Origin of the sequence: Vibrio chagasii (assembly GCA_041879415.1) — a bacterium.
Lineage (GTDB): Bacteria > Pseudomonadota > Gammaproteobacteria > Enterobacterales > Vibrionaceae > Vibrio.
Map to the genome: position 1 here is coordinate 2,802,544 of CP090851.1, position 23,334 is coordinate 2,825,877.

At 45.4% G+C, this 23,334-nt stretch carries 24 protein-coding genes and 1 riboswitch; of the genes, 12 read left to right on the forward strand and 12 right to left on the reverse strand.

The genetic code is table 11. From position 1 onward, the window contains the following. Positions 1–6: 6 nt before the first annotated feature. Genes L0991_12570 through coaD form a run of 4 tightly spaced genes read left to right on the forward strand, consistent with a single transcriptional unit; the run spans position 7 to position 3,387 of the window. A complete protein-coding gene (locus L0991_12570) occupies positions 7–1,041 on the forward strand; it encodes a glycosyltransferase family 9 protein (protein ID XGB62208.1) in 1,035 nt (344 codons plus the stop codon). A gap of 12 nt (positions 1,042–1,053) precedes the next feature. After that, positions 1,054–1,833, forward strand: a complete 780-nt coding sequence (locus tag L0991_12575) for a glycosyltransferase family 2 protein (protein XGB62209.1) — start codon at positions 1,054–1,056, stop codon at positions 1,831–1,833. An 8-nt stretch (positions 1,834–1,841) separates the two neighbouring features. Then, complete coding sequence (locus tag L0991_12580; GenBank protein XGB62210.1) at positions 1,842–2,876, forward strand: glycosyltransferase family 4 protein; 1,035 nt, start codon at positions 1,842–1,844, stop codon at positions 2,874–2,876. Between the two features lie 4 nt (positions 2,877–2,880). Continuing rightward, positions 2,881–3,387, forward strand: a complete 507-nt coding sequence (gene coaD, locus L0991_12585; GenBank protein XGB62211.1) for a pantetheine-phosphate adenylyltransferase — start codon at positions 2,881–2,883, stop codon at positions 3,385–3,387. Between the two features lie 39 nt (positions 3,388–3,426). On the opposite strand, the gene L0991_12590 is transcribed toward coaD, so the two are convergent. The 6 genes from L0991_12590 to radC all read right to left on the reverse strand — a co-directional run bounded on the left by L0991_12590 (position 3,427) and on the right by radC (position 7,452). Beyond that, positions 3,427–4,431 carry an NAD-dependent epimerase gene (locus L0991_12590; protein ID XGB62212.1) on the reverse strand — a complete coding sequence of 335 codons (1,005 nt, stop codon included), beginning with the start codon at positions 4,429–4,431 and terminating at the stop codon, positions 3,427–3,429. Positions 4,432–4,522: 91 nt separating this feature from the next. Next, positions 4,523–5,332 (reverse strand): bifunctional DNA-formamidopyrimidine glycosylase/DNA-(apurinic or apyrimidinic site) lyase, encoded by an 810-nt coding sequence (gene mutM / locus L0991_12595; GenBank protein XGB62213.1) that lies wholly within the window; start codon positions 5,330–5,332, stop codon positions 4,523–4,525. 3 nt (positions 5,333–5,335) lie between these two features. Then, complete coding sequence (locus L0991_12600) at positions 5,336–5,866, reverse strand: hypothetical protein (GenBank protein XGB62214.1); 531 nt, start codon at positions 5,864–5,866, stop codon at positions 5,336–5,338. A 202-nt stretch (positions 5,867–6,068) separates the two neighbouring features. Then, positions 6,069–6,236: a 50S ribosomal protein L33 gene (gene rpmG / locus L0991_12605; GenBank protein XGB62215.1), complete on the reverse strand. Its 168-nt coding sequence runs from the start codon at positions 6,234–6,236 to the stop codon at positions 6,069–6,071. Between the two features lie 13 nt (positions 6,237–6,249). Continuing rightward, complete coding sequence (gene rpmB / locus L0991_12610; protein XGB62216.1) at positions 6,250–6,486, reverse strand: 50S ribosomal protein L28; 237 nt, start codon at positions 6,484–6,486, stop codon at positions 6,250–6,252. A 291-nt stretch (positions 6,487–6,777) separates the two neighbouring features. Beyond that, positions 6,778–7,452 (reverse strand): DNA repair protein RadC, encoded by a 675-nt coding sequence (gene radC / locus L0991_12615; protein ID XGB62217.1) that lies wholly within the window; start codon positions 7,450–7,452, stop codon positions 6,778–6,780. 225 nt (positions 7,453–7,677) lie between these two features. Between radC and coaBC the strand changes: the two genes are divergently transcribed. The 3 genes from coaBC (at position 7,678) to lpxL (ending at position 10,686) form a co-directional block, all read left to right on the forward strand. Continuing rightward, positions 7,678–8,925 carry a bifunctional phosphopantothenoylcysteine decarboxylase/phosphopantothenate--cysteine ligase CoaBC gene (gene coaBC, locus L0991_12620; protein ID XGB62218.1) on the forward strand — a complete coding sequence of 416 codons (1,248 nt, stop codon included), beginning with the start codon at positions 7,678–7,680 and terminating at the stop codon, positions 8,923–8,925. Between the two features lie 169 nt (positions 8,926–9,094). Continuing rightward, positions 9,095–9,685, forward strand: a complete 591-nt coding sequence (gene slmA / locus L0991_12625) for a nucleoid occlusion factor SlmA (protein XGB62219.1) — start codon at positions 9,095–9,097, stop codon at positions 9,683–9,685. Positions 9,686–9,702: 17 nt separating this feature from the next. Then, entirely contained in the window at positions 9,703–10,686 is a 984-nt protein-coding gene (gene lpxL, locus L0991_12630) for an LpxL/LpxP family Kdo(2)-lipid IV(A) lauroyl/palmitoleoyl acyltransferase (GenBank protein XGB62220.1), read from the forward strand. Between the two features lie 91 nt (positions 10,687–10,777). Here the strand turns inward: lpxL and pyrE are convergent, their stop codons facing one another. Both pyrE and rph read right to left on the reverse strand, forming a co-directional pair. Beyond that, complete coding sequence (gene pyrE / locus L0991_12635) at positions 10,778–11,419, reverse strand: orotate phosphoribosyltransferase (GenBank protein ID XGB62221.1); 642 nt, start codon at positions 11,417–11,419, stop codon at positions 10,778–10,780. Between the two features lie 107 nt (positions 11,420–11,526). Then, the gene (rph, locus tag L0991_12640; GenBank protein ID XGB62222.1) at positions 11,527–12,243 is read right to left on the reverse strand and encodes a ribonuclease PH; all 717 of its coding nucleotides are present in this window, start codon (positions 12,241–12,243) and stop codon (positions 11,527–11,529) included. Positions 12,244–12,491: 248 nt separating this feature from the next. On the opposite strand from rph, the gene L0991_12645 reads away from it, so the two are divergent. After that, positions 12,492–13,358: a YicC family protein gene (locus L0991_12645; GenBank protein XGB62223.1), complete on the forward strand. Its 867-nt coding sequence runs from the start codon at positions 12,492–12,494 to the stop codon at positions 13,356–13,358. A gap of 66 nt (positions 13,359–13,424) precedes the next feature. On the opposite strand, the gene L0991_12650 is transcribed toward L0991_12645, so the two are convergent. From L0991_12650 to L0991_12665, 4 genes are all read right to left on the reverse strand, one after another. Then, positions 13,425–14,288: an SDR family oxidoreductase gene (locus L0991_12650; GenBank protein XGB62224.1), complete on the reverse strand. Its 864-nt coding sequence runs from the start codon at positions 14,286–14,288 to the stop codon at positions 13,425–13,427. A gap of 16 nt (positions 14,289–14,304) precedes the next feature. Further along, positions 14,305–14,937 (reverse strand): alternative oxidase, encoded by a 633-nt coding sequence (locus L0991_12655; protein ID XGB62225.1) that lies wholly within the window; start codon positions 14,935–14,937, stop codon positions 14,305–14,307. A 212-nt stretch (positions 14,938–15,149) separates the two neighbouring features. Beyond that, positions 15,150–15,575, reverse strand: coding sequence for a phosphate-starvation-inducible PsiE family protein (locus L0991_12660; protein ID XGB62226.1), 426 nt, complete (start codon positions 15,573–15,575; stop codon positions 15,150–15,152). A 188-nt stretch (positions 15,576–15,763) separates the two neighbouring features. Continuing rightward, a complete protein-coding gene (locus L0991_12665; protein ID XGB62227.1) occupies positions 15,764–17,134 on the reverse strand; it encodes an NCS2 family permease in 1,371 nt (456 codons plus the stop codon). A 58-nt stretch (positions 17,135–17,192) separates the two neighbouring features. After that, positions 17,193–17,292, reverse strand: a riboswitch (purine riboswitch). Positions 17,293–17,593: 301 nt separating this feature from the next. On the opposite strand from L0991_12665, the gene gmk reads away from it, so the two are divergent. From gmk to recG, 4 genes are all read left to right on the forward strand, one after another. Beyond that, positions 17,594–18,217 carry a guanylate kinase gene (gene gmk, locus L0991_12670; GenBank protein XGB62228.1) on the forward strand — a complete coding sequence of 208 codons (624 nt, stop codon included), beginning with the start codon at positions 17,594–17,596 and terminating at the stop codon, positions 18,215–18,217. A 119-nt stretch (positions 18,218–18,336) separates the two neighbouring features. Further along, positions 18,337–18,609: a DNA-directed RNA polymerase subunit omega gene (gene rpoZ, locus L0991_12675; protein XGB62229.1), complete on the forward strand. Its 273-nt coding sequence runs from the start codon at positions 18,337–18,339 to the stop codon at positions 18,607–18,609. Positions 18,610–18,648: 39 nt separating this feature from the next. Beyond that, positions 18,649–20,775: a bifunctional GTP diphosphokinase/guanosine-3',5'-bis pyrophosphate 3'-pyrophosphohydrolase gene (spoT, locus tag L0991_12680; GenBank protein XGB62230.1), complete on the forward strand. Its 2,127-nt coding sequence runs from the start codon at positions 18,649–18,651 to the stop codon at positions 20,773–20,775. 317 nt (positions 20,776–21,092) lie between these two features. Continuing rightward, entirely contained in the window at positions 21,093–23,171 is a 2,079-nt protein-coding gene (gene recG / locus L0991_12685; protein XGB62231.1) for an ATP-dependent DNA helicase RecG, read from the forward strand. The last annotated feature ends 163 nt before the right edge of the window (positions 23,172–23,334 follow it).

The window sequence follows — 23,334 nt, forward strand, 5'->3', positions numbered from 1 at the left end:
TCCCTTATGGCTCTATTTTCTTCTGCCCCAAAAAAATTATGTGTGCTCCGTCTTTCAGCAATTGGAGACGTTTGTCATGCTATCTCGGTAATACAAGCTATCCAGCAGCACTGGCCTACTACTGAAATTACTTGGGTCACAGGCAAAGTGGAAGCTCAACTCATTCAAGATCTACCAAATTTAAAAGTAGTCGTGTTCGACAAACAGCAGGGCTTTGCTGGAATGCGAAATGTTTGGAAGGAATTGTCAAATACCCGCTTTGATTGCCTTTTACATATGCAAGCTGCTCTTAGAGCTAGCGTACTTTCTCTCGGTATAAAAGCTAGATATAAAGTAGGATTTAGTCGCAATCGAACTAGAGAAGGGCAATACTTCTTCACTAACAAACACTTACCAAACACTAGTGCTTTCCATGTTCTAGACAACTTTGCAGAATTCGCACGCTATATCGGTGTCCCGTTTGATAAACCGCAATGGGATATTCCTTTGAAACAGCAAGAATTAGATTTTGCAAAAAAGAATATACCCAACAATACATTGGTAATATGCCCTTCTGCGAGTAAGGATGAACGTAACTGGTTGACAGATAGGTATGTTCAGCTAATCGACTACGCTCATAGAAAAGGTTTAAGTATTACTCTATGCGGTTCTCCGTCAGAGAGAGAGATGTTATTGGGACAAAAGATTGAAGCTTTATGCGCATCACCTGTTAACAATTTAATAGGCAAAACAAATCTCAAGCAACTTATCGCAGTCCTCGCTAAAGCTCGTATCGTAGTAGCCCCTGACTCCGGCCCTGCTCATATGGCAACAACACAGGGTACACCAGTAATTGGGCTTTACGCACATAGTAACCCTGAACGAACAGGGCCATATAATAGCCTCAACCTAGTTGTAACTTCCTACGATAGCCATATTAAAAATCAATCTAAATCAGCTTCATGGGGAACTCGAGCCAAAGGTGATACACTTATGGAAGCTATTACTTTTGAATCAGTAAAGGAAAAGCTAGATAGCACCTTAAACAAAAACGTAAGTTGAGCGAAAACTGATATGACAACTCATGTGAGTATCGGCGTTCTTATGATCGTCAAAAATGCAGAACAACACCTGGAAAAAACCTTGTCTTCCGTTTCAAGCTGGGTGGATGAAATCGTGATTTTGGACTCAGGCAGTACTGACGGTACCCTGAATATCGCAAGAAAATATACCGATTCTGTCTATCACCAAGACTGGCTTGGTTTTGGTCCTCAGCGACAAAAAGCGCAAAGTTTGATGAGCAGTGACTGGGTTCTACCACTAGATTCTGATGAAGAGGTATCTCCTGAACTTAAAGCATCTATTCTTCATGCAATAAAAACGGACGATGGTAAATCAGTATATAAAATTAACCGCTTAACTGAAGCTTTTGGTAAATTTATTCGGCACTCAGGGTGGTACCCTGACCGAGTCACTCGCCTCTACCCAAGGCTAGCCACACAATATAATGACGTCCTAGTGCATGAATCAGTGATTGTGCCAGAGGGTTTTAAAGTAAAGCAATTAGACGGCGACCTATTTCACTATACAATTGACTCTATGCCGAATTACGTCCGAAAGACTCAACACTATATGGAAGCTTGGGCAGATCAACGAGAAGGAAAAAAATCGGTATCACTGAGTAGTGCAATCAGTCATGGTTTTTTCCGATTTTTCAAAATGTATATTATCAAACGCGGTTTTCTTGATGGAAGACATGGGTTGTTACTAGCCCTACTTAGCGCTAATACAACATTTACACGCTATGCGGACCTATGGCTACGAGATTACATGAAGAAGAAGAGAGTTGAGTAATAACTACTATGAAAATATGTCACGTTAATCTAGCTTCAGGGTACCATGGAGGCGAGAATCAAACACTTCAGCTCATAAAACAGCAGCTTAACCTGGGATATGAACTAACGGTTGTCGCTAACCCGAAAAGCCCTTTCGCTAAAGCAGTGCAAGAGCTAGGGTGCAACTGTATTTTAACCAAGCATTATCTATTCAAACATCAACGTTCAATTACTCAAGGCTGTCAGGTTATCCATGTTCATGAAGGTCGTGCTATTTATTGGGCTCTGATTCAACATTTACTCTTCAATATCCCTTATATAATCACACGCCGAATCGACAACTCGCTCAAGAAGAAATGGCTTTCTAACTTAGCGTACGAGAAAGCAGATGCTCTTGTTGGACTGAGCCGGGAGATTGTATCGCGAATTAAATCTGTATATCCGAATAAACTGGTGGAATGTATCCCTAGCTCTCCTGTACGTTACCCCAGCAATGAACAGAATATATCTAGAATCCGCCAGCAGTTTACAGGTGACTATTTAGTCATCCATGCCGCAAATATGCTTGACCACAAGGGCTTCGATGTAACAGTAGAGGCAGCCAGAACTCTCTCTAAACAGGACCCAAGTATCCATTTTGCCTTGCTTGGTGATGGGAAAATCCGATCTGAGTTAGAGAAAAAGGCTCACGGATTAGACAATATTAGTTTCGTCGGAAAACAAGAGCAAATGGGTGACTGGTTCGCAGCTGCGGATATGCTTGTTCACCCGTCATATTCAGAAGGACTTGGCTCAGTGATTCTCGAGGCTCTTGACGCAGGGTTGCCAGTAGCAGCCAGTAACGCCGGCGGTATTCCAGACATTATTGACCATGAGAAGTCAGGTTTATTAATTGAGCCCGGGAATTCAGATCAACTAGCCCAAGCTATTCTAGATACAAAAAATAACGAGCGACTTCGCACGTCAATCCTCCATGGCGCAAAGCTAAAACTCAAGACTTTCCGTATTGAGTACACAGCTCAACGTTATGAAGAACTATACGCAAACCTAAGAAAAGAGTAACTCAATGAAGAAGAAAGTTATTTACCCAGGTACTTTTGATCCTATAACTAACGGACATCTTGACCTCATTGAGCGTGCAACGAAGATGTTTGATGAGATCATTATTGCGGTAGCTGCAAGTCCAAGTAAAAACACTTTGTTTACCTTAGAAGAGCGTGTAAACCTAGTGACAGATGTCACTGCAGATATGCCTAATGTTATAGTCAAAGGTTTCTCTGGCTTAATGGTTGATTTTGCTAAACAAGAACAAGCTAACATACTCATCCGTGGCTTGCGTACTACGGTAGACTTTGAATATGAGTTCGGCTTAACCAATATGTACCGAAGGCTCCTACCCGGCCTGGAAAGCGTGTTCCTAACCCCTTCGGAAGAGTATGCTTTCCTATCTTCGACTATTGTTCGTGAAGTCGCGATACATGGAGGAGACATAAGTCAGTTTGTGCCACAGAAAGTGGCAGATGAAATCAAACTGAAAACAGTGAAACAATCCTGTATTCAAAAACAAAAATAGCGCTCATGGAGCGCTATTTTTTATGACTGCGATTAGAGTTTACAGTGAGTAGTAAGCTTTGTACCAATCCGCGAATGCTTTGGCGCCTTCTTGGATTTTTACTTGTGGCTTGTAGCCTACAGCTTCAAACAGATCCTCAGTATCGGCATAAGTTGCGTATACATCGCCGGGCTGCATTGGCATGAAGTTCTTCTTCGCTTCGATACCTAAAGCCGTTTCCAGCGCTTCGATGTAATCCATCAATTTAACAGGGCTACCATGACCAATGTTGAACACTCGGTATGGTGCAGAGCTAGTTGCTGGTGATCCTTGCTCTACTGTCCAATCTGGCTGTTTTGCTGGAACTCGCTCTTGTACACGAATAATGCCTTCAACGATATCATCGATATAAGTGAAGTCGCGCATCATGTCGCCGTTGTTGTAAATATCGATCTCTTTACCCGCTACGATTAAGTTCGCAAACTTAAACATCGCCATATCTGGGCGGCTCCAAGGACCGTACACCGTAAAGAAGCGTAGACCTGTTGTTGGTACATCGTATAGATGAGAATAGGTATGTGCCATCAGCTCATTCGACTTCTTAGTCGCTGCGTACAATGAAATCGGGTGGTCAACACTGTCTGCCGTGTGGAATGGCATTTTCTGGTTCAAGCCATATACCGAGCTTGATGAAGCATAAACTAGGTGTTCAACCTTGTTGTGACGGCAACCTTCCAAAATAGCTAAATGGCCAACAAGGTTGCTGTCAGCATAAGCCATTGGATTATCGATTGAGTAACGAACGCCAGCTTGCGCCGCTAAGTGGATAACACGGTCAAATTTTTGCTGTGCGAAAAGCTCAGCGATACCCTCTCTATCAGCGAGATCAAGCTCGATAAAAGTAAGGTTTTCATGTTCGATACGCTTAAGGCGTTCATGTTTCAGAGAGACTTCGTAGTAGTCATTTAGGTTATCGATACCAATAACCTCATGTCCTGCCGCACATAGTCGCTCTGACACTGCAGAGCCAATAAAACCAGCAACGCCAGTTACTAAATATTTCATTCTACTATTCTCAATTCATATAATTAGTACAATTGTAGCTACTCGCTAGCCTATCGACTAGCAATAAAAAGTGAACACGAGTTCAGATTTTCTAGACTTGGCACTCTTCGCAATAAAACGTATTGCGTTGTCCGATTTTTAGCTCTTGAATCAGCGCTTCGCAACTTGGGCACTTTTCACCTGCTTTACCATATACTTGCAACTCTTGTGCGAAGTAGCCTGGTTTACCGTCCGCCTGAGAGAAATCTTTCAGTGTCGTGCCACCTTGCTTGATAGCCGTTGCGAGGACTTGTTTGATCTCATCGGTTAACAAGATCCATTCAGCTTTAGTGACCTTGTTTGCTGATCGTAACGGGTGGATTTTTGCAGAGAACAAAGCTTCATTAGCGTAGATATTCCCGACACCGACCACCACTTTGTTGTCCATGATGAACTGCTTGACCGCAACTTTACGCTTTTCTGCCTTTTCTGCGATATAGTCAGCGTTAAAGTCATCCGTTAACGGCTCAGGACCAGAGCCAAGCAACACAGAGTGAACTTCATCAGGCGCCGACCATAACCAAGCGCCAAAACGACGCGGATCGTTATAGCGCAGTACCTTGCCGTTAGTGAGCTTGAGATCCACGTGATCGTGCTTTGCCGCCGGGAAATCGGCATCTAATACGCGCAGTGATCCAGACATTCCAAGATGAACGATAGCAGTACCTGTATCAGTTTCAATCAACAGGTACTTAGCACGACGTGAGATCGCACGAATCACCTGCCCTTCTAGCTTTTTAAGCTCTTGTGGAATATCCCAACGTAGCTTTGGCGTGCGAAAGGTCAGTGTCTTAATAGTCTCGCCGACTAAATGAGGCGAGATCCCCATGCGGCTTACTTCGACTTCGGGTAACTCAGGCATAATCTAATCGTCCGATGTTGAGGGATTGTCTTGGCTAAGACTTGGAAACAGGTAGCTCTCTTCAATAGACACCGCTAACCACTGATCATTCCAGTTTTTTAACAACCAAAACTCAGGCAGCTGATAATAAGTAATGCGTTGCGGCTCTTCTTGGTCTTGATACCACACTTCTATGGTATGCGGAGTGCTGAGCTGAGAGGCAAGGTCAGTATAGGTTTGTGAGTCTACCTCGGTACCAACAAGCTGCTGCCAACGCTGAGCGCGTTCTTGAGCACTAATGCTTTGGGCTGGAACGGGACTTTTTAATTGATAGCCCCACTGACCATCTTCGAGTACTAATGACCACTTAGCAAAGTGCAACGCTTGCAGCTCAGCTCTAGGGTTTAATAGATAGGGATAAGGGCTACTAACCTGCAGCTCAGGTTCTGGCTCGATAAGATACGCTTTGATCAAAGTAGGAAGGTTGAGCACCCCAATAAAAGCGATCACGCTTAACATGAGTATGTTGTTCCACCTACGTCCACGATATCTCATCTGATTCTGCCATCTAACCTATTGAGTCTTCAGTATATCGTGAAAGTGGCGATACTTTCTATGTTGCTATTTGTACTGGCTAGATCCTTATAAAGACTAAAAGATACGTGGAGGCATCAAATTTTAGGTATAAAAAAACCCAGCGATTAAGCTGGGTTTTTCAATTCTTTCTTCTACTGAAGAAGAGCCAAAAAAGCATCAATTACTTGATTTTCGCTTCTTTGTACATAACGTGTTGGCGAACTACTGGATCAAACTTTTTGATCTCAAATTTGCCTGGCATGTTACGCTTGTTCTTATCAGTTGTGTAGAAGTGACCAGTACCTGCAGAAGATACTAGACGAATTTTCTCACGAATGCCTTTAGCCATTGCTTAATTCCTCTTAAACGTTTTCGCCACGTGCACGAATATCAACAAGAACAGCATCGATGCCTTTCTTATCAATGATACGCATGCCTTTAGCAGTTAGACGTAGTTTAACAAAACGTTTTTCGCTCTCTACCCAGAAACGATGAGTTTGTAGGTTCGGCAGAAAACGGCGCTTAGTAGCATTGCGTGCGTGTGAACGGTTGTTACCCGTTACTGGACGCTTACCAGTTACTTGGCATACTCGGGACATGAATGTCTTCTCCAATCGTTTCAGCTCGATATCAACCTTGGTGGCCGAACCTCTCTATCAATTAAAATAGAAGGTAAAAACCGTTATGGAAAATCCATACAAGGCTATCAAAGGTCGCGCATTATACTAACTTGACACGCATTGCTCAAGACCCGAACAGATCCTTTTTGCGGATTTCGTGATCTTTTTTTGTGCAGCGCAGCTTGCTTGAGTAATCAGAGCTGATTTTAGGTCTAAAAATGTGGGCGGAATGATAGCAGATTTAACGTAGTTAACAACCTAAAATGTGATTCAAATCCATCCGCGCTCAGCAAAAGAGACAACTTCGCCGTCTCCGACCACAAAATGGTCGAGAATTCGAATGTCCACCAGCGCTAAGGCATCAGTCAATCGACGGGTTATTCGTCTGTCTGCTTGGCTTGGCTCTGCAATACCCGAGGGGTGGTTATGCGCCAGAATAAGTGCGGCTGCATTATGGTGAAGCGCCCGTTTAACGACCTCTCTGGGGTAAACCGATGCAGCATCAATCGTCCCCTCAAACATCACTTCATCCTTTATTACCCTATTTTGATTATCAAGAAACAATATATAGAAGGCTTCTCTCTGGCGGTCGCGCAGCATACTCGAAAGATAAAGCTTAGTATGACTCGGGCTGGTCAGTGCATCACCTCGAGATAAGGTCTCTGCGAGATAACGCTGCGTCATCTCTAATACAGCCTGCAATTGAACATACTTCGCTTGTCCCATCCCCTTATGAGCACAGAACTCAGCTTGTGTTGCTGAGAAAAGGTGCCTGAGTGAACCGAAGTCCTTGAGTAGTTTGTCTGCCAGCTCTAGAACGTTCATTCCTTGTGTGCCAGTTCGCAGAAAGATGGCTAGCAACTCTGCATCACTCAAAGAACCCGGCCCTCGAGTAAGCAGTTTCTCTCTTGGCATCGACTCTGCGGGCATTTTATTTATCGGCATAGAAGAGTAAATCCATTGCTTATGAACATAACCCATCAGCGTAACTATCGTGTATCCAGAGATCCTTTAATAGAGATAAAGTCAGACGAGCCACTAACAAAAGCGTGTAATTGATAAGTTTGATAACGCCAATTTGATGAGCGTCAAGTCTGTTCAAGTTCTGCTTCTAGGCACTCATCCTTTGTTCTGATATCGTAAGTCGCAGAAAAGTTAAGGAACAGAATCATGCAAACACAGGTTAATCCACTGAGTAACGCTGACCAACAAGGCCTAGCAGGGAAAAAAATTCTTCTTGGTATTAGTGGTGGTATCGCTGCTTACAAATGTGCCGAGCTGACTCGACGCTTGGTTGAGCGTGGCGCACAAGTGCAGGTCGTAATGACCAACGCAGCTAAGGAGTTCATCACTCCACTGACCATGCAAGCGGTCTCGGGAAGGCCAGTGTCTGATAGTTTGCTTGATCCTGCAGCTGAAGCTTCAATGGGTCACATCGAACTCGCAAAATGGGCTGATTTAGTATTGTTAGCACCAGCGACTGCCGATCTTATTGCACGCATGACTGCGGGCATGGGTAATGACCTACTGACCACTTTGGTTTTAGCGACCGATGCACCAGTTGCGGTATCACCGGCAATGAACCAACAAATGTATAGCCACCCTGCCACTCAAGAGAACATCGCGACGCTAAAACATCGTGGTTGTGAGATTTGGGGGCCAGCGGCTGGCGAACAAGCGTGTGGTGATGTAGGCATGGGCCGCATGTTAGAGCCAATGCAGCTTGTGCACCGCTGTGAAGACTTCTTCCAACCTAAACCACTTGCTGGCCGCTCTGTACTTATTACTGCTGGGCCAACTCGTGAAGCCATTGACCCTGTACGTTACATCACAAACCACAGCTCAGGCAAAATGGGCTACGCGTTAGCTGAAGCCGCAGCTAGACAAGGCGCAACGGTCACTTTAGTGAGCGGTCCTGTGTCACTCGCTACTCCAGAAAAAGTGACTCGCGTCGATGTCGATAGTGCTCAACAGATGTTTGATGCCGTTACTGCTCACGCCATCCAACACGATGTTTTCATCAGCTGCGCCGCCGTTGCCGATTACCGCCCTGAAACCATTGCAGACCAGAAACTTAAAAAAGTAGATGGTAAAGATGACATGACGATTCACATGGTGAAAAACCCAGATATCGTCGCTTCTGTCGCGGCAATGACTGAAGGCCGCCCATTTACAGTAGGGTTTGCGGCTGAAACGCAAGACGTTGAGAAATATGCTCGTGGTAAGCTAGAGCGGAAGAACCTCGATATGATTTGCGCTAATGATGTATCTGTCGAAGGCCAAGGCTTCAATAGTAGTAGTAACGAATTACATCTTTATTGGAAAGGTGGCGATAAGTCTCTGCCATTAGATAGCAAAGGTGCGCTCGGATTCCAGATCCTTGAGCAGATCCAACAACTGCTAGAAAAGCATCACTAACTCACTGATTAGAGCAATATTGTCGGATAAATAGACAATTTTGAGCTGACAATCTGCTGACACCTCTCGATTCTGTTGACCTAGGGCTTACAAAACTAGGAAACAGAATTGAATGGTGTTTATAATCCTTCTTCACTCAATCCTCATCTTTAGGAAAGGAAGTAAATAGATGGCTGGTACTCGAAAATCAAACCGTCGTGAAGAAATCCTACAAGCTCTCGCACAAATGTTGGAATCGACCGAAGGTGCTTCTCGTATCACGACGGTAAAATTAGCCAAGCAAGTTGGCGTTTCTGAAGCAGCACTTTACCGCCACTTCCCTAGCAAAGCTCGCATGTTTGAAGGCCTTATCGAGTTTATTGAAGAAGCCTTGATGTCTCGAATCAACCGCATTCTGGATGAAGAGAAAGACACACTAGAGCGCATACGCCTAGTACTGCAACTGATCTTAGTTTTCTCAGAACGTAACCCAGGCCTGACTCGAATTTTATCTGGCCATGCTCTAATGTTTGAAAACGAGCGCCTACGTGACCGCATCAATCAACTGTTCGAACGCATTGAGACTCAACTTCGCCAAATTCTGCGAGAAAGAAAGCTTCGTGAAGGGAAATCATTCCCAGTTGACGAGAAAATCTTAGCGGCACAATTGCTCGGCCAAGTTGAAGGCAGCTTGAATCGATTCGTACGTTCTGACTTCAAATATCAACCAACAGAAAACTTCGATGCTTATTGGGCACTACTCAGCGCTCAGATTAAGTAGCAATCCAACTTTAAGTGATGGTTATGACGAAAACTTCTCCGACAAGCAGCACTGCACAACACGTTATTACTAAGCCGCCTTTTACGCTGGCACTGCTTCACCCAAAATATTGGGGTGTATGGTTCGGCTTTGGGTTGTTGGCACTTATCGTTAACGTTCTACCTTACCGCCTATTATTGCTATTAGGCCGTTCATTGGGCACTTTGGGCGCTCGTTATGGCAAAAAACGCGTCGCAGTCGCCACTCGCAATTTAGAACTCGCTTTCCCAGATAAGCCAGCAGATGAAGTTGCGGCTATGGTGAGTGAGAACTTTAAGAATACGGGTATGGCGCTGATTGAAACCGGCATTACTTGGTTTTGGCCAACATGGCGCTTTAAGCGAATCTTAGTAGATAAAGACACCCAAATGCTGCGTACGCACAAAGACAATGGTAAAGGTGTTCTTCTCTGCTGTGTGCATGCCTTGAACTTGGAGATCACCGCACGAGCAATGGCTGTGCTCGGTATTCCTGGCCTAGGCGTGTATCGTCCACACAACAACCCTGCTTATGAGTTCATTCAATACCGCGGTCGTACCCAAAACGGCAACCGCCTAATTCACCGTAAAGATGTGAAGCGCATGATCCGAATCTTGCGTCAGGGTGAGATCCTTTTCTACCTTCCTGATCATGATTACGGCCGTAATAAGTCAGTGTTTGTGCCTTTCTTCGCCGTGCCTGATGCGTGTACGACGACTGGTACTAGTATTCTGGCTTACACTAGCCGATGCGCGATTGTTCCAGGTTCTGGCTTTAGAAACGACAACGGCAAATATGAAATCATGGCCGATGAGTCCATCGAAGATAACTACCCGCCAAAAGATGAGAAAGCGGCTGCCGCTTACATGAATAGCTATCTTGAGAAGATTATCTTACGCGCACCAGAGCAGTGGATGTGGCTACACAAGCGTTTCAAAACCATGGAAGACCCAGAAGCTGAGCGCGGCATTCGTTATAAGTAGATTAGCTGCTATAGATAATATTCTAAACCAAAAGAAAAGGGGCTGATGATTCATCAGCCCCTTGTGCATTCTATAGCTATAACAAATTGTGTTAGATGCCGTACTGAGCGCGGTACGCTTTCACTGATTCAAGGTGCGTTGCATCAGTGCCCTTCTCTTCAAGGAAAGTCACTAAGTCAGTCAGGCTAACGATAGAAATAATCGCACAACCAAAGTCACGTTCTACTTCTTGAATCGCAGATAGCTCGCCTTTACCTTTCTCTTGGCGGTCAATCGCAACAAGAACGCCCGCTAGATCAGCTCCGTTCGCTTGGATGATTTCCATCGATTCACGAATTGCAGTACCTGCAGTGATTACATCGTCCACCAGCATGATACGACCTTCCAGTGCGCTACCGACTAGGTTGCCACCTTCACCGTGGTCTTTTGCTTCTTTGCGGTTAAAGCAGTAAGGCGTGTCTACATCGTGGTGATCGGCCAGTGCAACAGCTGTTGTCGTTGCGATTGGGATACCTTTGTATGCAGGGCCAAACAGTACATCAAATTCAATACCAGAATCCGCCAGTGCTGCTGCGTAGAAACGACCCAAGCGCGCTAGGTCACGGCCTGTGTTAAACAATCCAGCATTGAAGAAGTAAGGGCTCTTACGGCCAGACTTTAAAGTAAACTCACCAAACTTAAGTACTTCTTTCTCTAGTGCAAATTCAATAAATTCACGTTGATATGCTTTCATGCTCATCCTCTATGTTTACTCAATAAAACTTAACTTACGCTCTGTACCACCCTTTCAGGTTTTACAGACAAAAAAATAGCCCCCAAATTGGGAGCTATTAAAAATGACTAGTCGACCAACGCTGCTTTCTGCGCTTCAACAATATCGGCAATGCCCTTATTCGCCAGGGCTAAAAGCTTCATCAGCTCTTCGTGGCTGAACGGTTCGCCTTCTGCAGTACCTTGAATCTCAATCATCTTACCGTCTTCCGTCATTACAATGTTCATATCGGTATCGGCTGCTGAGTCTTCAACATACTCAAGGTCACACAGTGCTTCTGCACCAACGATACCCACTGAAACTGCCGCTACGTGGCCTTTCATAGGGTTCTTTTTCAGCTTACCGCTGTCTAGTAGGCTCTTGATTGCATCAGCCATTGCTACGCTTGCACCTGAGATAGACGCAGTGCGTGTGCCGCCGTCTGCTTGAATAACATCACAATCAACCGTGATCATGATTTCACCCATCGCTTTAAGATCCACAACAGCACGTAGGCTACGAGCGATCAGACGTTGGATTTCCATCGTACGACCACCTTGCTTACCGCTCGCCGCTTCACGACGGTTACGAGTGTGCGTTGCACGTGGCAGCATGCCGTATTCAGCCGTTACCCAACCCTTTCCTTGACCTTTCAACCAACGCGGTACGTTTTCTTCTACCGTCGCATTACATAGAACTTTAGTGTTGCCGAACTCAACTAATACAGAACCCTCAGCATAAGCTGTGTAGTTACGAGTAATTTTAATTGGACGAATTTGATCTACAGCGCGGTCATTTGGACGCATTGGTATCTACCTTATTAACAGTCTGAAGTGATTTACTATCGAAAGCGTGCATCACCTAAGAAAGGGGTGAGACATATTTGATTGGGGCGAGATTATATAGCAGTTTACTGTGCAAAGCTATTTACCATTCGAAGACACTGTTCATCAAAAGCGATTCCTTAGCGAAAGTGATGAGCTTCGGCTGTCACCCGTATCATGATACTATGCGTGCGCGTTATTTTCAGAATGATAAAAGACAGGAAAATTCGATGATTTATAGTATGACCGCGTACGCACGCAAAGAAGTAAAAGGCGATTGGGGCAGCGCAGTATGGGAAATCCGTAGTGTAAACCAACGCTACCTAGAAACTTACTTCCGTATGCCTGAACAGTTCCGTGGTTTAGAGCCAATCCTACGTGAGCGTTTTCGTAAGCGCCTAGCGCGCGGCAAAGTAGAATGTAACCTACGCTTTGAAGCTAACCCAGCAGCAAAAGGCGAGCTAAGCATCAACGAAGGTTTAGCGCAGCAAGTGATCAATGCGGCGAACCAAGTGATGACAATGACAGGTGAAGAGAGCCGTCTGAATCCATTCCAAGTAATGAACTGGCCTGGTGTGATGGAAACGCCTGAGCAAGACATGGATGCGATCAACAAAGACCTGCTAGCAGCGTTCAACGATGCGATTGCTGAGTTCATTGATGCTCGTGCTCGTGAAGGTGAGAACATGAAGGCGCTAATCGTACAGCGCTTAGATGCGATCACTGAAGAAGTGGTAAAAGTACGTGCACGCATGCCTGAAATCCTAGAGTGGCAACGTGAGCGTCTGCTTAACAAATTTGAAGAAGCGAAGATTGAGCTTGAAGGTTCTCGCGTTGAGCAAGAGCTAATCCTACTCGCACAGAAGTCAGACGTAGCCGAAGAGCTAGACCGCCTAGACTCTCACGTGAAAGAAGCGAATGCAGTATTGAAGAAAGGCGGCGCATGTGGTCGTAAACTGGACTTCATGATGCAAGAGTTCAACCGTGAATCAAACACGCTAGCGTCTAAGTCTATCAGCACTGATATCACTGCATCAGGCGTAGAGCTGAAAGTTCTTATCGAACAGATGCGTGAGCAAATTCAGAACATTGAATAAGCCTACGCAGAGCTAATACAAGTAAGCCCCTGTATCGAAAGATGCAGGGGCTTTTCTTTTATGGCTTTATACTAGCGATAGCGCCTTTTTAACGTTGAGTTCAAACTCTTCTTGAGTCAGTTCACGACTCAGCTTATCGAAATAAACAGAATCATTACCGGCTGGCACACGAGCCTGTTGAGTGTCACCCTCAGCAACGGCTAATACCGCTTTTGCCACTTCAACAGGTGATGGGCCTTGGTTTATCTTCTCAACAACCTGTGGCAATAAGATATTCGCTTGCTCTGCATATGGAGAGTCTGGGCTAGTCGTCAACGGATTCGCTTTTAGGCCATTCTTCACAAACCCTGTTTGGAACAAGCCTGGCGCAACCGTATGAACCTTGATTCCATAAGGCGAGAGTTCATAGCGAAGCGAGTCCGTGACCCCCTCTACTGCATATTTACTAGCATTGTAGTGGGTAAGCAGCGGCAGCCCCATCTTTCCTAAAAATGAGCTGACGTTGATGATCATCCCTGAGTTCTGTTCGCGCATAAATGGGATCACAGCGCGACAAGTGCGAAGGACACCAAACACATTAACGTCGAACTGATGTATAAACTCTTCATCCGTTCCCTCTTCTACGCTGGCCACTAATCCATAACCTGCGTTGTTCACCAGAATATCGAGTCGACCTGCATCGCTCACCACCATTCTGATAGCATCGTTCACATCTTGTGTACGCGTTACATCACACACGACAGGCGTCATCGATAAGCCTTTTTCAGCAAATACTTTTTCAAGCTCAAGGCCTTTAGCGATGCTGCGAACCGAACCATAAACACGATAATTTTTTTGTGCAAACAGGAGTGCCGTTTCTAGCCCCATTCCCGAGTTTGCCCCAGTAATAAGTACGACCTGATGAGATTGCTGTTGAGCGGTATTCGTCATAATGGTTTCCTTTGAATTAGCATTGATGCTCAGGTAAGTCTTTCGTTTTGTAGAGATTGGCAATGTCGTGATTCTTGTCGCGATGCTTAGCTTCATCCTCTCTGATACGGAAAAGCACATCTAAGAATGTTGCGCCTTCAGGCAGGCGATAATAGGTAATCGCGATTTCTGGCGCAGGATGATTAGGCAGAGCCCCCTCTTCAATTTTGGATATGTACTCTGAATAACTGTTGCAAGCTTCCTCTTCAAAGTAACCGACAATCCTATGCGCAGTTTTAGAAGAAACTAGGTAGATAACGCCGTAGATGATGAGAAAGATGAACTGCAGTAACATCACTAAGATGCGTTCTATAATGGACGGCTTGGTAACGGTCAGGAAAATCATCAAATGCATCCGTTCATTGTCTGCTTCATCCAATAGCTCTTTAATCCAGCCGCCGTCATCTTTCATACGGCGTAGTGCTTTAAGGTGGTTAAATACACCTGCGACCATGCCAGGTACAGCCGCAATGGTTTCCAACAACATCGCACGTTTGGCTAAATGTTTTCCATAAAACAGGTTAAGCGTTTTTTTGAGAAGTCGAGTAACAAGAAGCGCAACCTTTTCGGAGAATATTTCAGGTTTGTAATGAGTGCTTTCAAAATGCATAGCGTGTTCCTTATATGAGTCTAATACTCACTAATCAACATTCATGCCACAACACAAAGCCTTATATATCAAGGAAAAAACGAAAAAAAGAGTCATTAAGACATAACGAGAGTAAATAACAAAAGGACAACTTAAAGTCTTTTTGACACTAATGCGATAATAAAAAACCCAGCGACATAGCTGGGCTCTTAAATGACTTATAAGTCGACGGTTTACTCGTCCGGTTGCTTGGTTCGAAGATCGACATACGGCCAGTAATGGTGACCAACTCGAATCAGCAAGGTTGCGGCTGCTAAAATAAATGCCGCTAGAGATAACCAAACGATCAGAACCGCATCGAGTTCCTTCATTCCCAGAGTAATGTAACGAGCGATCGCCATCATCGCGATGTAGATCGGGTATCGCACAGGGATCTTACCGTTCATCACAAACTGCTGAACCATGGCCAACACTTCTAGGTAAATAAACATTAGAAGGATGTCTGTTAGCAACACTCGACGTTCTGTGAAGACATGCATGAACTCCTCAAGCATCGCAAACAGTGTTGCAAGGGTAATCGCCACCAGCAACACAGCTTCAAGAATATGGAAAACCTTTAAGAAAGGCTTACTAAAAGATTTGGGTAAATTGGAAGGCATAGTCACTCTTCAAAAATAATTAATCCAACCTCTACAATAGCATGCCTCAATATAAGTCGCTCACTCTCTGTAGGAGAACACCATCAATTGCACACCTTTTGTCGAAGCCGCAGATACAAAAATGGCTCTACATTCACTGTAGAGCCATTTATTCATTCTTTGTCTCAGCTTAACTCAGCCGATTAGCCTTAAAGCAAAATAAGGTAGGTTAAGAACACCACACACAGGCCATAGATTAACGGGTGAACTTCTTTACCCTTACCCGCGACAACCATAGTGAATGCGTAGCTGATAAAGCCCATCGCCATGCCATTTGCAGGTGAGAAGCTTAGTACCGTGAACATGATGGTGAAGAAGGCTGCGATGCGTGACTCTTTCTTCTCCCAGTTAATCTGACCAAGGCGACCGACCATGTAGATACCTACCACGACCATCGCCGGCGCAACCATAGCCGCCGAGAAAATAGAAAAGATTGGGTATAGGAATAGCGAGATTAGGAACAAGCCTGCAACCATCACTGCCGCTAAACCTGTCTTCGCACCTTGAGAAGAGGCAATACCCGACTCAGAGAAAGCAGTAATCGATGTAGTACCAAGAATTGAACCAATCACCGTACCACCCGCATCTGCCACTAGAGCAGACTTCGCATTTGGCACCTTACCGTCTTTGTCGATGATACCTGCATCACGGCCAACACCAACAATCGTGCTCAAGCCATCAAAGAAGTCGACAATCAAGAAGATAAGTACGATGAACAATAGATCGAACATCTTCTCAGGAGTAAATGCAGAGAAATCGAAGATAGCACCGAAGCTACCTGCCATGCTCGGTGGCATCGCGACTAACTGCTCTGGGATTGGCGCATTTGATGTACCCATGAACACGTCAGCTAGGATTGTCAGTGCAATCGCTGATACGAATGAGATAAAGGTCGCCAGCTTGATGTCACGCACCATACAGCCAAGTGCAATGAAGATACTGATGTAAGCGATGATCACTTGTGGGTCTGAGATATCTCCTAGACCAACCAATACAAACGGGTTCGAAACGATGATGCCCGCGTTCTTAAGTCCCAAGAAAGCGATGAACAAACCGAGCGATACCGTAATCGCCAGCTTTAAGTCCTCTGGAATCGACTCAATCATCGATTTACGAATATTGGTCAGTGAGAATGCGAGATACAAAATACCAGAAAGGAAGATACCAAATAGCGCTTCATTCCAAAGTACAGCCACAGAACCACTCAGTAGCAGGCCTTTGAAAAAGCCATTCATGCTCATACCCGGTGCTAGCATCACAGGGTAGTTACCCCAGATGCCCATGATTAACGTCGAGATAGCCGCCGCCAAAGCCGTTGCAGTGAATACCGCACCTTTATCCATCCCCGGGATACCACCCAAAATCGCTGGGTTAACCGCAAGAATGTAGCTCATTGCCAAGAAAGTAATGAAACCTGCGTACAGCTCAGTGCCGATCGTGGTCTTTCTTTCAGTGATTTTAAACATTGAATCAAGCGAACCAGAGGTGTTCTGGGCTTTCAGGGTGGAATCGGTACTCACAACAAAACCTTTGCAATAAATTAAGAATTTGAAGATTCAAATGCTGTGAGAATAGAGAGGTCTCTACACTAAAAACTGTAGTCACCAAGATAGGCTCGGTAGTAGAAACATCTAGTCCATATCACTAGATATATACAGCATTTAATCGTTTGCGCGGATTGTAAGGATTGAGATTAAAACTTCAACAAATTTTGTCGAGATCACATAAAAAAGTGCAGCTGATGAGTGATTACATTTCTAGAACGATCTTTAAGAGGATCATTCGCTAATAAATAACGATCAAGCCAGTTGTTCTCAATCATCTAAATATGCTACTCTTCGCCTCCATTTTTCTGACCTAATTTTCACCAGTTGCCGCTATAAACGCGCAATTACCGGAACGTAATTAAGGTCAGTGCTATCTTTTATAGTGTCGGTTTATCGCCTTCACTCAATCCAACCAACAGTGGAAATATACAGATGGGCAAAGGTACTCTTTACATCGTATCTGCACCTAGTGGCGCAGGTAAGTCGAGCTTGATCTCAGCAATGCTAGAAACCAATCCAACCTACGCAATGAAGGTATCTGTTTCACACACCACTCGCGGTATGCGCCCTGGTGAAGAAAATGGTGTTCACTACCACTTCGTAGAGAAGCATCACTTCGAAGATCTCATCAAGAAGAATGAATTCCTAGAGTACGCTGAAGTATTCGGCAACTACTACGGTACTTCACGCGTTTGGATTGAAGAAAACCTAGACCGCGGTATCGATGTATTCCTAGATATCGACTGGCAAGGTGCTCGTCAGATCCGTGAACAGATGCCTCAAGCGAAGAGTGTATTCATTCTTCCACCATCAAATGGTGAGCTAGAGCGTCGTCTAAACGTTCGTGGTCAAGACAGCGAAGAAGTTATTGCGAAACGCATGAGCGAAGCGAAGTCAGAAATCTCTCATTATAATGAGTATGACTACGTGATCGTGAATGATGACTTTGATGCAGCCCTAATGGACTTCAGAGCTATCATTCGTGCGGAACGCTTAAAAGAAGATAAGCAAGCAGCTAAATACAGCGGCATGCTTACTGCTCTACTGGCGGAATAAGCTAGCAAAGCTAGATTTTCCATTGAGATAAGTATACGGTGATCTAGAAAGTCTCTAGTTAAACTTGTATACTTTCTCGTCATCAAAAATTTATTAGTTAATTACTATTTGGAGTCCTCATGGCACGCGTAACTGTTCAAGACGCTGTTGAAAAAGTTGGCAACCGTTTCGACCTAGTTCTTATTGCGGCTCGCCGCGCACGTCAAATGCAAACTGGCGGTAAAGATTCACTAGTGCCTGAAGAAAACGATAAGCCAACGGTTATCGCTCTTCGCGAAATCGAAGAAGGTCTTATCACTAAAGACGTACTAGATGCTCGTGAACGTCAAGAGCAACAAGAGCAAGAAGCGGCTGAACTTGCAGCAGTAAGCAGCATCGCTCACACTCGATAAGAACGTCATTCGAACTAATTAACCTTCCGGGCCTTTAATTTGTATCTATTCGATAGCCTCAAAGACGTTGCCCAAGAATACCTAACAGAGCCTCAAATTGAGGCTCTGCGTCAATCTTATGTGGTAGCGAGAGACGCCCATGAAGGGCAAACCCGCTCAAGCGGTGAACCATACATTATCCACCCTGTAGCTGTTTCAAGAATCCTGGCAGAAATGCGTCTGGATATCGAAACCCTACAAGCTGCTCTACTTCATGATGTGATTGAAGACTGTGATGTCACTAAAGAAGATCTAGAGGAAAAATTTGGCAATACCGTTGCTGAATTAGTAGATGGTGTATCTAAGCTGGATAAGCTTAAATTTCGTGATCGCAAAGAAGCGCAAGCAGAGAACTTCCGTAAGATGGTTCTCGCCATGGTGCAAGACATCCGCGTTATCTTGATCAAATTAGCTGACCGTACTCACAACATGCGTACGCTTGGGGCACTTCGTCCTGACAAAAAGCGCCGTATTGCTCGTGAAACCCTAGAAATCTATTCTCCACTAGCTCACCGTCTTGGTATTCATAACATCAAGACCGAACTAGAAGAGCTAGGCTTCGAAGCCCTCTACCCTAACCGTTATCGCGTACTGAAAAACGTAGTGAAAGCTGCGCGTGGTAACCGTAAGGAGATGATTCAACGTATCCATAGCGAAATCGAAGGCCGCCTTGAAGAAGTTGGTTTACCTGCTCGCGTACTTGGTCGTGAAAAGAACCTGTTCTCCATCTATAACAAGATGAAAACCAAAGAGCAGCGTTTCCACACCATTATGGACATCTACGCTTTCCGCGTGGTGGTTGATACCCCAGATACTTGTTATCGCGTACTTGGTCAGGCACACAGCCTGTACAAGCCTCGTCCTGGCCGCATGAAAGATTACATCGCGGTACCAAAAGCCAATGGCTACCAATCTCTGCATACATCAATGATCGGCCCTCACGGGGTGCCAGTTGAAGTTCAGATCCGTACTGAAGATATGGATCAAATGGCGGACAAAGGTGTCGCGGCACACTGGTCTTACAAAGGCAATGGTTCACGCAGCAGTAATGGCACTACCGCACAGGTTAAAGCACAACGTTGGATGCAGAGCTTACTTGAGCTACAACAAAGCGCAGGTAACTCATTCGAATTCATTGAAAACGTTAAGTCTGATCTGTTCCCAGATGAGATCTTCGTGTTCACGCCGAAGGGTCGCATTGTCGAACTTCCTGCTGGCGCTACAGCGGTCGATTTTGCTTACGCGGTACATACCGATGTCGGCAACATGTGTGTAGGTGCTCGTGTAGACATGAACCCTTACCCACTCAGCAAATCGCTGAAGAACGGTCAAACGATTGAGATCATCAGTGCTCCGGGCGCACGTCCGAATGCAGCATGGCTCAACTATGTGGTGACATCACGTGCGCGTACTAAGATCCGTCAGGTTCTGAAAACCATGCGTCGTGAAGAGTCGATTACATTAGGTCGTCGTCTACTTAACCACGCACTTGGCGAACACTCGATTGGTGATATCGGTCAAGAGAACGTTGAACATGTATTGTCTGATCTTCGTCTCGACAGCATTGAAGACTTGCTAGCGTCAATTGGTCTTGGTGAGCTGATGAGTATCGTGATTGCTCGTCGCCTACTAGGTGATGCTGACGAACTGACTGAAGTGGAAAACAACAGCGACACGCCTAGGAAGAAGCTTCCAATCCGTGGTGCTGAGGGTCTACTGCTGACGTTCGCCAACTGTTGTCACCCGATTCCAGACGATCACATCATTGCCCATGTGTCTCCAGGTCGTGGTCTTGTGGTTCACCGTGAAACGTGTCCAAACGTTCGTGGCTACCAAAAAGAACCAGATAAGTACATGGCAGTGGAATGGTCTGACGATTACGACCAAGAGTTCACAGCTGAACTACAGGTTGATCTGCAGAACCACCAAGGTGCACTGGCTGAGTTAACTAACGTTATCTCGAAAACAGGCTCAAACATTCACGGTATTTCAACTGAAGAACGTGATGGACGCTTGTACACAGTGACAATCTTGCTGACTACCAAAGATCGTGTTCACCTTGCGAGCATTATGAAGAAGCTACGTGTGATGCCACACGCGCTCAAAGTAAGACGCCGTAAGAACTGATCCAAGAGCAGATGAGGGATTCGAGATGGCGAGATGCGAAGAGCAAAAGGCTTCGTGACTCACCATCTTGGCTCCACATCTGCTTTTAATCTTTGCGTATCTCGAGTCTGCTGTAATTTTATGTATTGCTTTAATCTTTCCATATCCCTTTCACTCACACCCGATATCTGCTCTTAATCTTTTCGAATCTCGTTTACCCGTATCTCGCATCTGCTCTTATCCCTTCGCATCACGTATCTGCTTCTAAGCTTTATCCTGTACAAAAATCCAGTAAAATGCTTGAATAGATCATCACTCTTACGTTTATGAGCCTTGTTATGTCACAGCTTTTATCTGCTATCCCTCTCAACTCTTTATCTGGAGTCGGCGCTAAAGTCGCAGAGAAACTGGAAAAGGTTGGACTTAACAATGTGCAAGACCTGCTGTTTCACCTGCCTTTACGCTATGAAGATAGAACGCGAATCTATCCGATCATCAAACTGCACGCTGGAATCTGGGCCGCAGTCCAAGGCAAGGTGATGAGCGTGGATACCATTTTCGGTAAACGTAAGATGTTGGCGGTAAAGATCAGCGACGGTAATGGCACCATTACGCTGCGCTTTTTCAACTTCACTGCCGGTATGAAGAACAACTTTGCCGAGGGTAAGCAAGTCCATGCTTATGGTGAAATCAAGCGTGGCAATATGGGGCTTGAGATCGTCCATCCGGATTACAAATTCTTTGCTCCAAGACAGCAACCAGACGTGGAAGCGAACCTAACTCCGGTGTATCCAACCACTGAAGGGCTAAGACAAGTCACGCTACGCAACCTGACCGACCAAGCGTTAGAGTTGATCGACAAAGCAGCCGTCAATGAACTGTTACCATCTGGCTTATACGATCATCAAATCACTCTCGCACAAGCACTGCATACCATTCACAGACCGCCTCCGGGCATCGACCTAGAGCTGTTTGATGAAGGTAAACACCCTGCACAACTGCGTCTGATTATGGAAGAGCTACTGGCTCAAAACCTATCGATGCTGTCAGTCCGCAGTAAAGGACAGCAAGATAAAGCGATGCCGCTTCCTCCAGTGAATACACTCAAAGATAAACTACTGGCTCAGCTACCGTTCTCGCCAACCAATGCTCAAGCGCGCGTAACCCAAGAGATTGAAACTGACTTAGAAAAGCCACACCCAATGATGCGCTTAGTACAAGGCGATGTAGGTTCAGGTAAAACCTTGGTTGCTGCACTAGCGGCCGTTCGCGCACTGGAACATGGGCAACAAGTCGCTTTGATGGCACCAACCGAGCTATTGGCAGAACAGCACGCGATTAACTTCGCCAATTGGTTTGAAGCCATGGGCATTCAAGTCGGTTGGCTTGCAGGTAAACTCAAAGGTAAAGCTCGTGAGACTGAGCTTGCACGCATTGCCAGTGGCGAAGCGCAAATGGTGGTCGGTACTCATGCTCTCTTCCAAGAACACGTCGAGTTCAAAAACCTTGGCCTCGTCATCATTGATGAGCAGCACCGATTTGGTGTCCACCAGCGATTAGAGCTACGAGAAAAAGGCGCTAAGCAGGGTTATTACCCTCACCAATTGGTGATGACCGCAACGCCAATTCCACGAACGCTAGCAATGACGGCCTATGCCGATCTCGAAACTTCAATCATTGATGAACTGCCGCCGGGTCGAACACCTATTCAAACCGTCGCCATCCCAGATACCAAACGTGATGACATTGTTGAGCGCGTACGTAATGCCTGCCTCAACGAGGGCAAGCAAGCCTATTGGGTGTGTACACTGATTGACGAGTCAGAAGTATTGGAAGCGCAAGCTGCTGCAGACACTGCAGAAGAGCTGCAACGCAAACTGCCTGATGTGAAAATTGGTTTAGTACACGGCCGAATGAAACCTGCCGAGAAACAAGCCGTAATGCAGGAGTTCAAAGAGAACAAACTGCACCTATTGGTTGCCACAACTGTGATTGAGGTGGGTGTGGACGTACCGAATTCGAGCTTAATGATCATCGAGAACCCAGAACGTCTTGGCCTAGCGCAACTGCACCAATTACGAGGCCGTGTTGGCCGTGGTTCGGTCGCAAGTCACTGTGTGCTGCTGTATCACTCTCCACTATCGAAAACCGCTCAGAAGCGCTTAGGGGTACTGCGTGAAAGTAACGATGGTTTTGTGATTGCTCAGCGAGACTTAGAGATCAGAGGCCCAGGTGAACTGCTTGGTACTAAACAAACAGGCTTGGCTGACTTTAAGATTGCCGACTTGGTGCGAGACCAACGTTTAATCCCTGAAGTGCAACGTATCGCACGCCATATTCATGATAACTACCCAGATAACGCTAAGGCGATCATCAATCGCTGGTTGGGTGAACGTGATGTGTATTCTAAAGCGTAATTAGCCAACCTATTCTCGCTTACAACGTAAAAAGGCTTCCACTAGGAAGCCTTTTATCTGCATTACTTTAATAAACCAAGAACGAGATTCCCTACTCGTTCGTTCCTCACGATAGGGAATGACGAAAGGTTGCGGATTGATATCGTCCGACTTAGATTTTACC

What these genes read in the sequence shown, in the direction of transcription:
- L0991_12650 (XGB62224.1), bottom strand. Translation starts at nt 14,288, where the DNA reads ATGACGAATACCGCTCAACAGCAATCTCATCAGGTCGTACTTATTACT.
- L0991_12655 (XGB62225.1), bottom strand. Translation starts at nt 14,937, where the DNA reads ATGCATTTTGAAAGCACTCATTACAAACCTGAAATATTCTCCGAAAAG.
- slmA (XGB62219.1), top strand. Translation starts at nt 9,095, where the DNA reads ATGGCTGGTACTCGAAAATCAAACCGTCGTGAAGAAATCCTACAAGCT.
- mutM (XGB62213.1), bottom strand. Translation starts at nt 5,332, where the DNA reads ATGCCTGAGTTACCCGAAGTCGAAGTAAGCCGCATGGGGATCTCGCCT.
- rpmG (XGB62215.1), bottom strand. Translation starts at nt 6,236, where the DNA reads ATGGCTAAAGGCATTCGTGAGAAAATTCGTCTAGTATCTTCTGCAGGT.
- L0991_12570 (XGB62208.1), top strand. Translation starts at nt 7, where the DNA reads ATGGCTCTATTTTCTTCTGCCCCAAAAAAATTATGTGTGCTCCGTCTT.
- L0991_12645 (XGB62223.1), top strand. Translation starts at nt 12,492, where the DNA reads ATGATTTATAGTATGACCGCGTACGCACGCAAAGAAGTAAAAGGCGAT.
- L0991_12600 (XGB62214.1), bottom strand. Translation starts at nt 5,866, where the DNA reads ATGAGATATCGTGGACGTAGGTGGAACAACATACTCATGTTAAGCGTG.
- L0991_12660 (XGB62226.1), bottom strand. Translation starts at nt 15,575, where the DNA reads ATGCCTTCCAATTTACCCAAATCTTTTAGTAAGCCTTTCTTAAAGGTT.
- L0991_12580 (XGB62210.1), top strand. Translation starts at nt 1,842, where the DNA reads ATGAAAATATGTCACGTTAATCTAGCTTCAGGGTACCATGGAGGCGAG.
- gmk (XGB62228.1), top strand. Translation starts at nt 17,594, where the DNA reads ATGGGCAAAGGTACTCTTTACATCGTATCTGCACCTAGTGGCGCAGGT.
- lpxL (XGB62220.1), top strand. Translation starts at nt 9,703, where the DNA reads ATGGTTATGACGAAAACTTCTCCGACAAGCAGCACTGCACAACACGTT.
- coaBC (XGB62218.1), top strand. Translation starts at nt 7,678, where the DNA reads ATGCAAACACAGGTTAATCCACTGAGTAACGCTGACCAACAAGGCCTA.
- rpoZ (XGB62229.1), top strand. Translation starts at nt 18,337, where the DNA reads ATGGCACGCGTAACTGTTCAAGACGCTGTTGAAAAAGTTGGCAACCGT.
- radC (XGB62217.1), bottom strand. Translation starts at nt 7,452, where the DNA reads ATGCCGATAAATAAAATGCCCGCAGAGTCGATGCCAAGAGAGAAACTG.
- rph (XGB62222.1), bottom strand. Translation starts at nt 12,243, where the DNA reads ATGCGTCCAAATGACCGCGCTGTAGATCAAATTCGTCCAATTAAAATT.
- recG (XGB62231.1), top strand. Translation starts at nt 21,093, where the DNA reads ATGTCACAGCTTTTATCTGCTATCCCTCTCAACTCTTTATCTGGAGTC.
- L0991_12590 (XGB62212.1), bottom strand. Translation starts at nt 4,431, where the DNA reads ATGAAATATTTAGTAACTGGCGTTGCTGGTTTTATTGGCTCTGCAGTG.
- coaD (XGB62211.1), top strand. Translation starts at nt 2,881, where the DNA reads ATGAAGAAGAAAGTTATTTACCCAGGTACTTTTGATCCTATAACTAAC.
- L0991_12575 (XGB62209.1), top strand. Translation starts at nt 1,054, where the DNA reads ATGACAACTCATGTGAGTATCGGCGTTCTTATGATCGTCAAAAATGCA.
- pyrE (XGB62221.1), bottom strand. Translation starts at nt 11,419, where the DNA reads ATGAAAGCATATCAACGTGAATTTATTGAATTTGCACTAGAGAAAGAA.
- rpmB (XGB62216.1), bottom strand. Translation starts at nt 6,486, where the DNA reads ATGTCCCGAGTATGCCAAGTAACTGGTAAGCGTCCAGTAACGGGTAAC.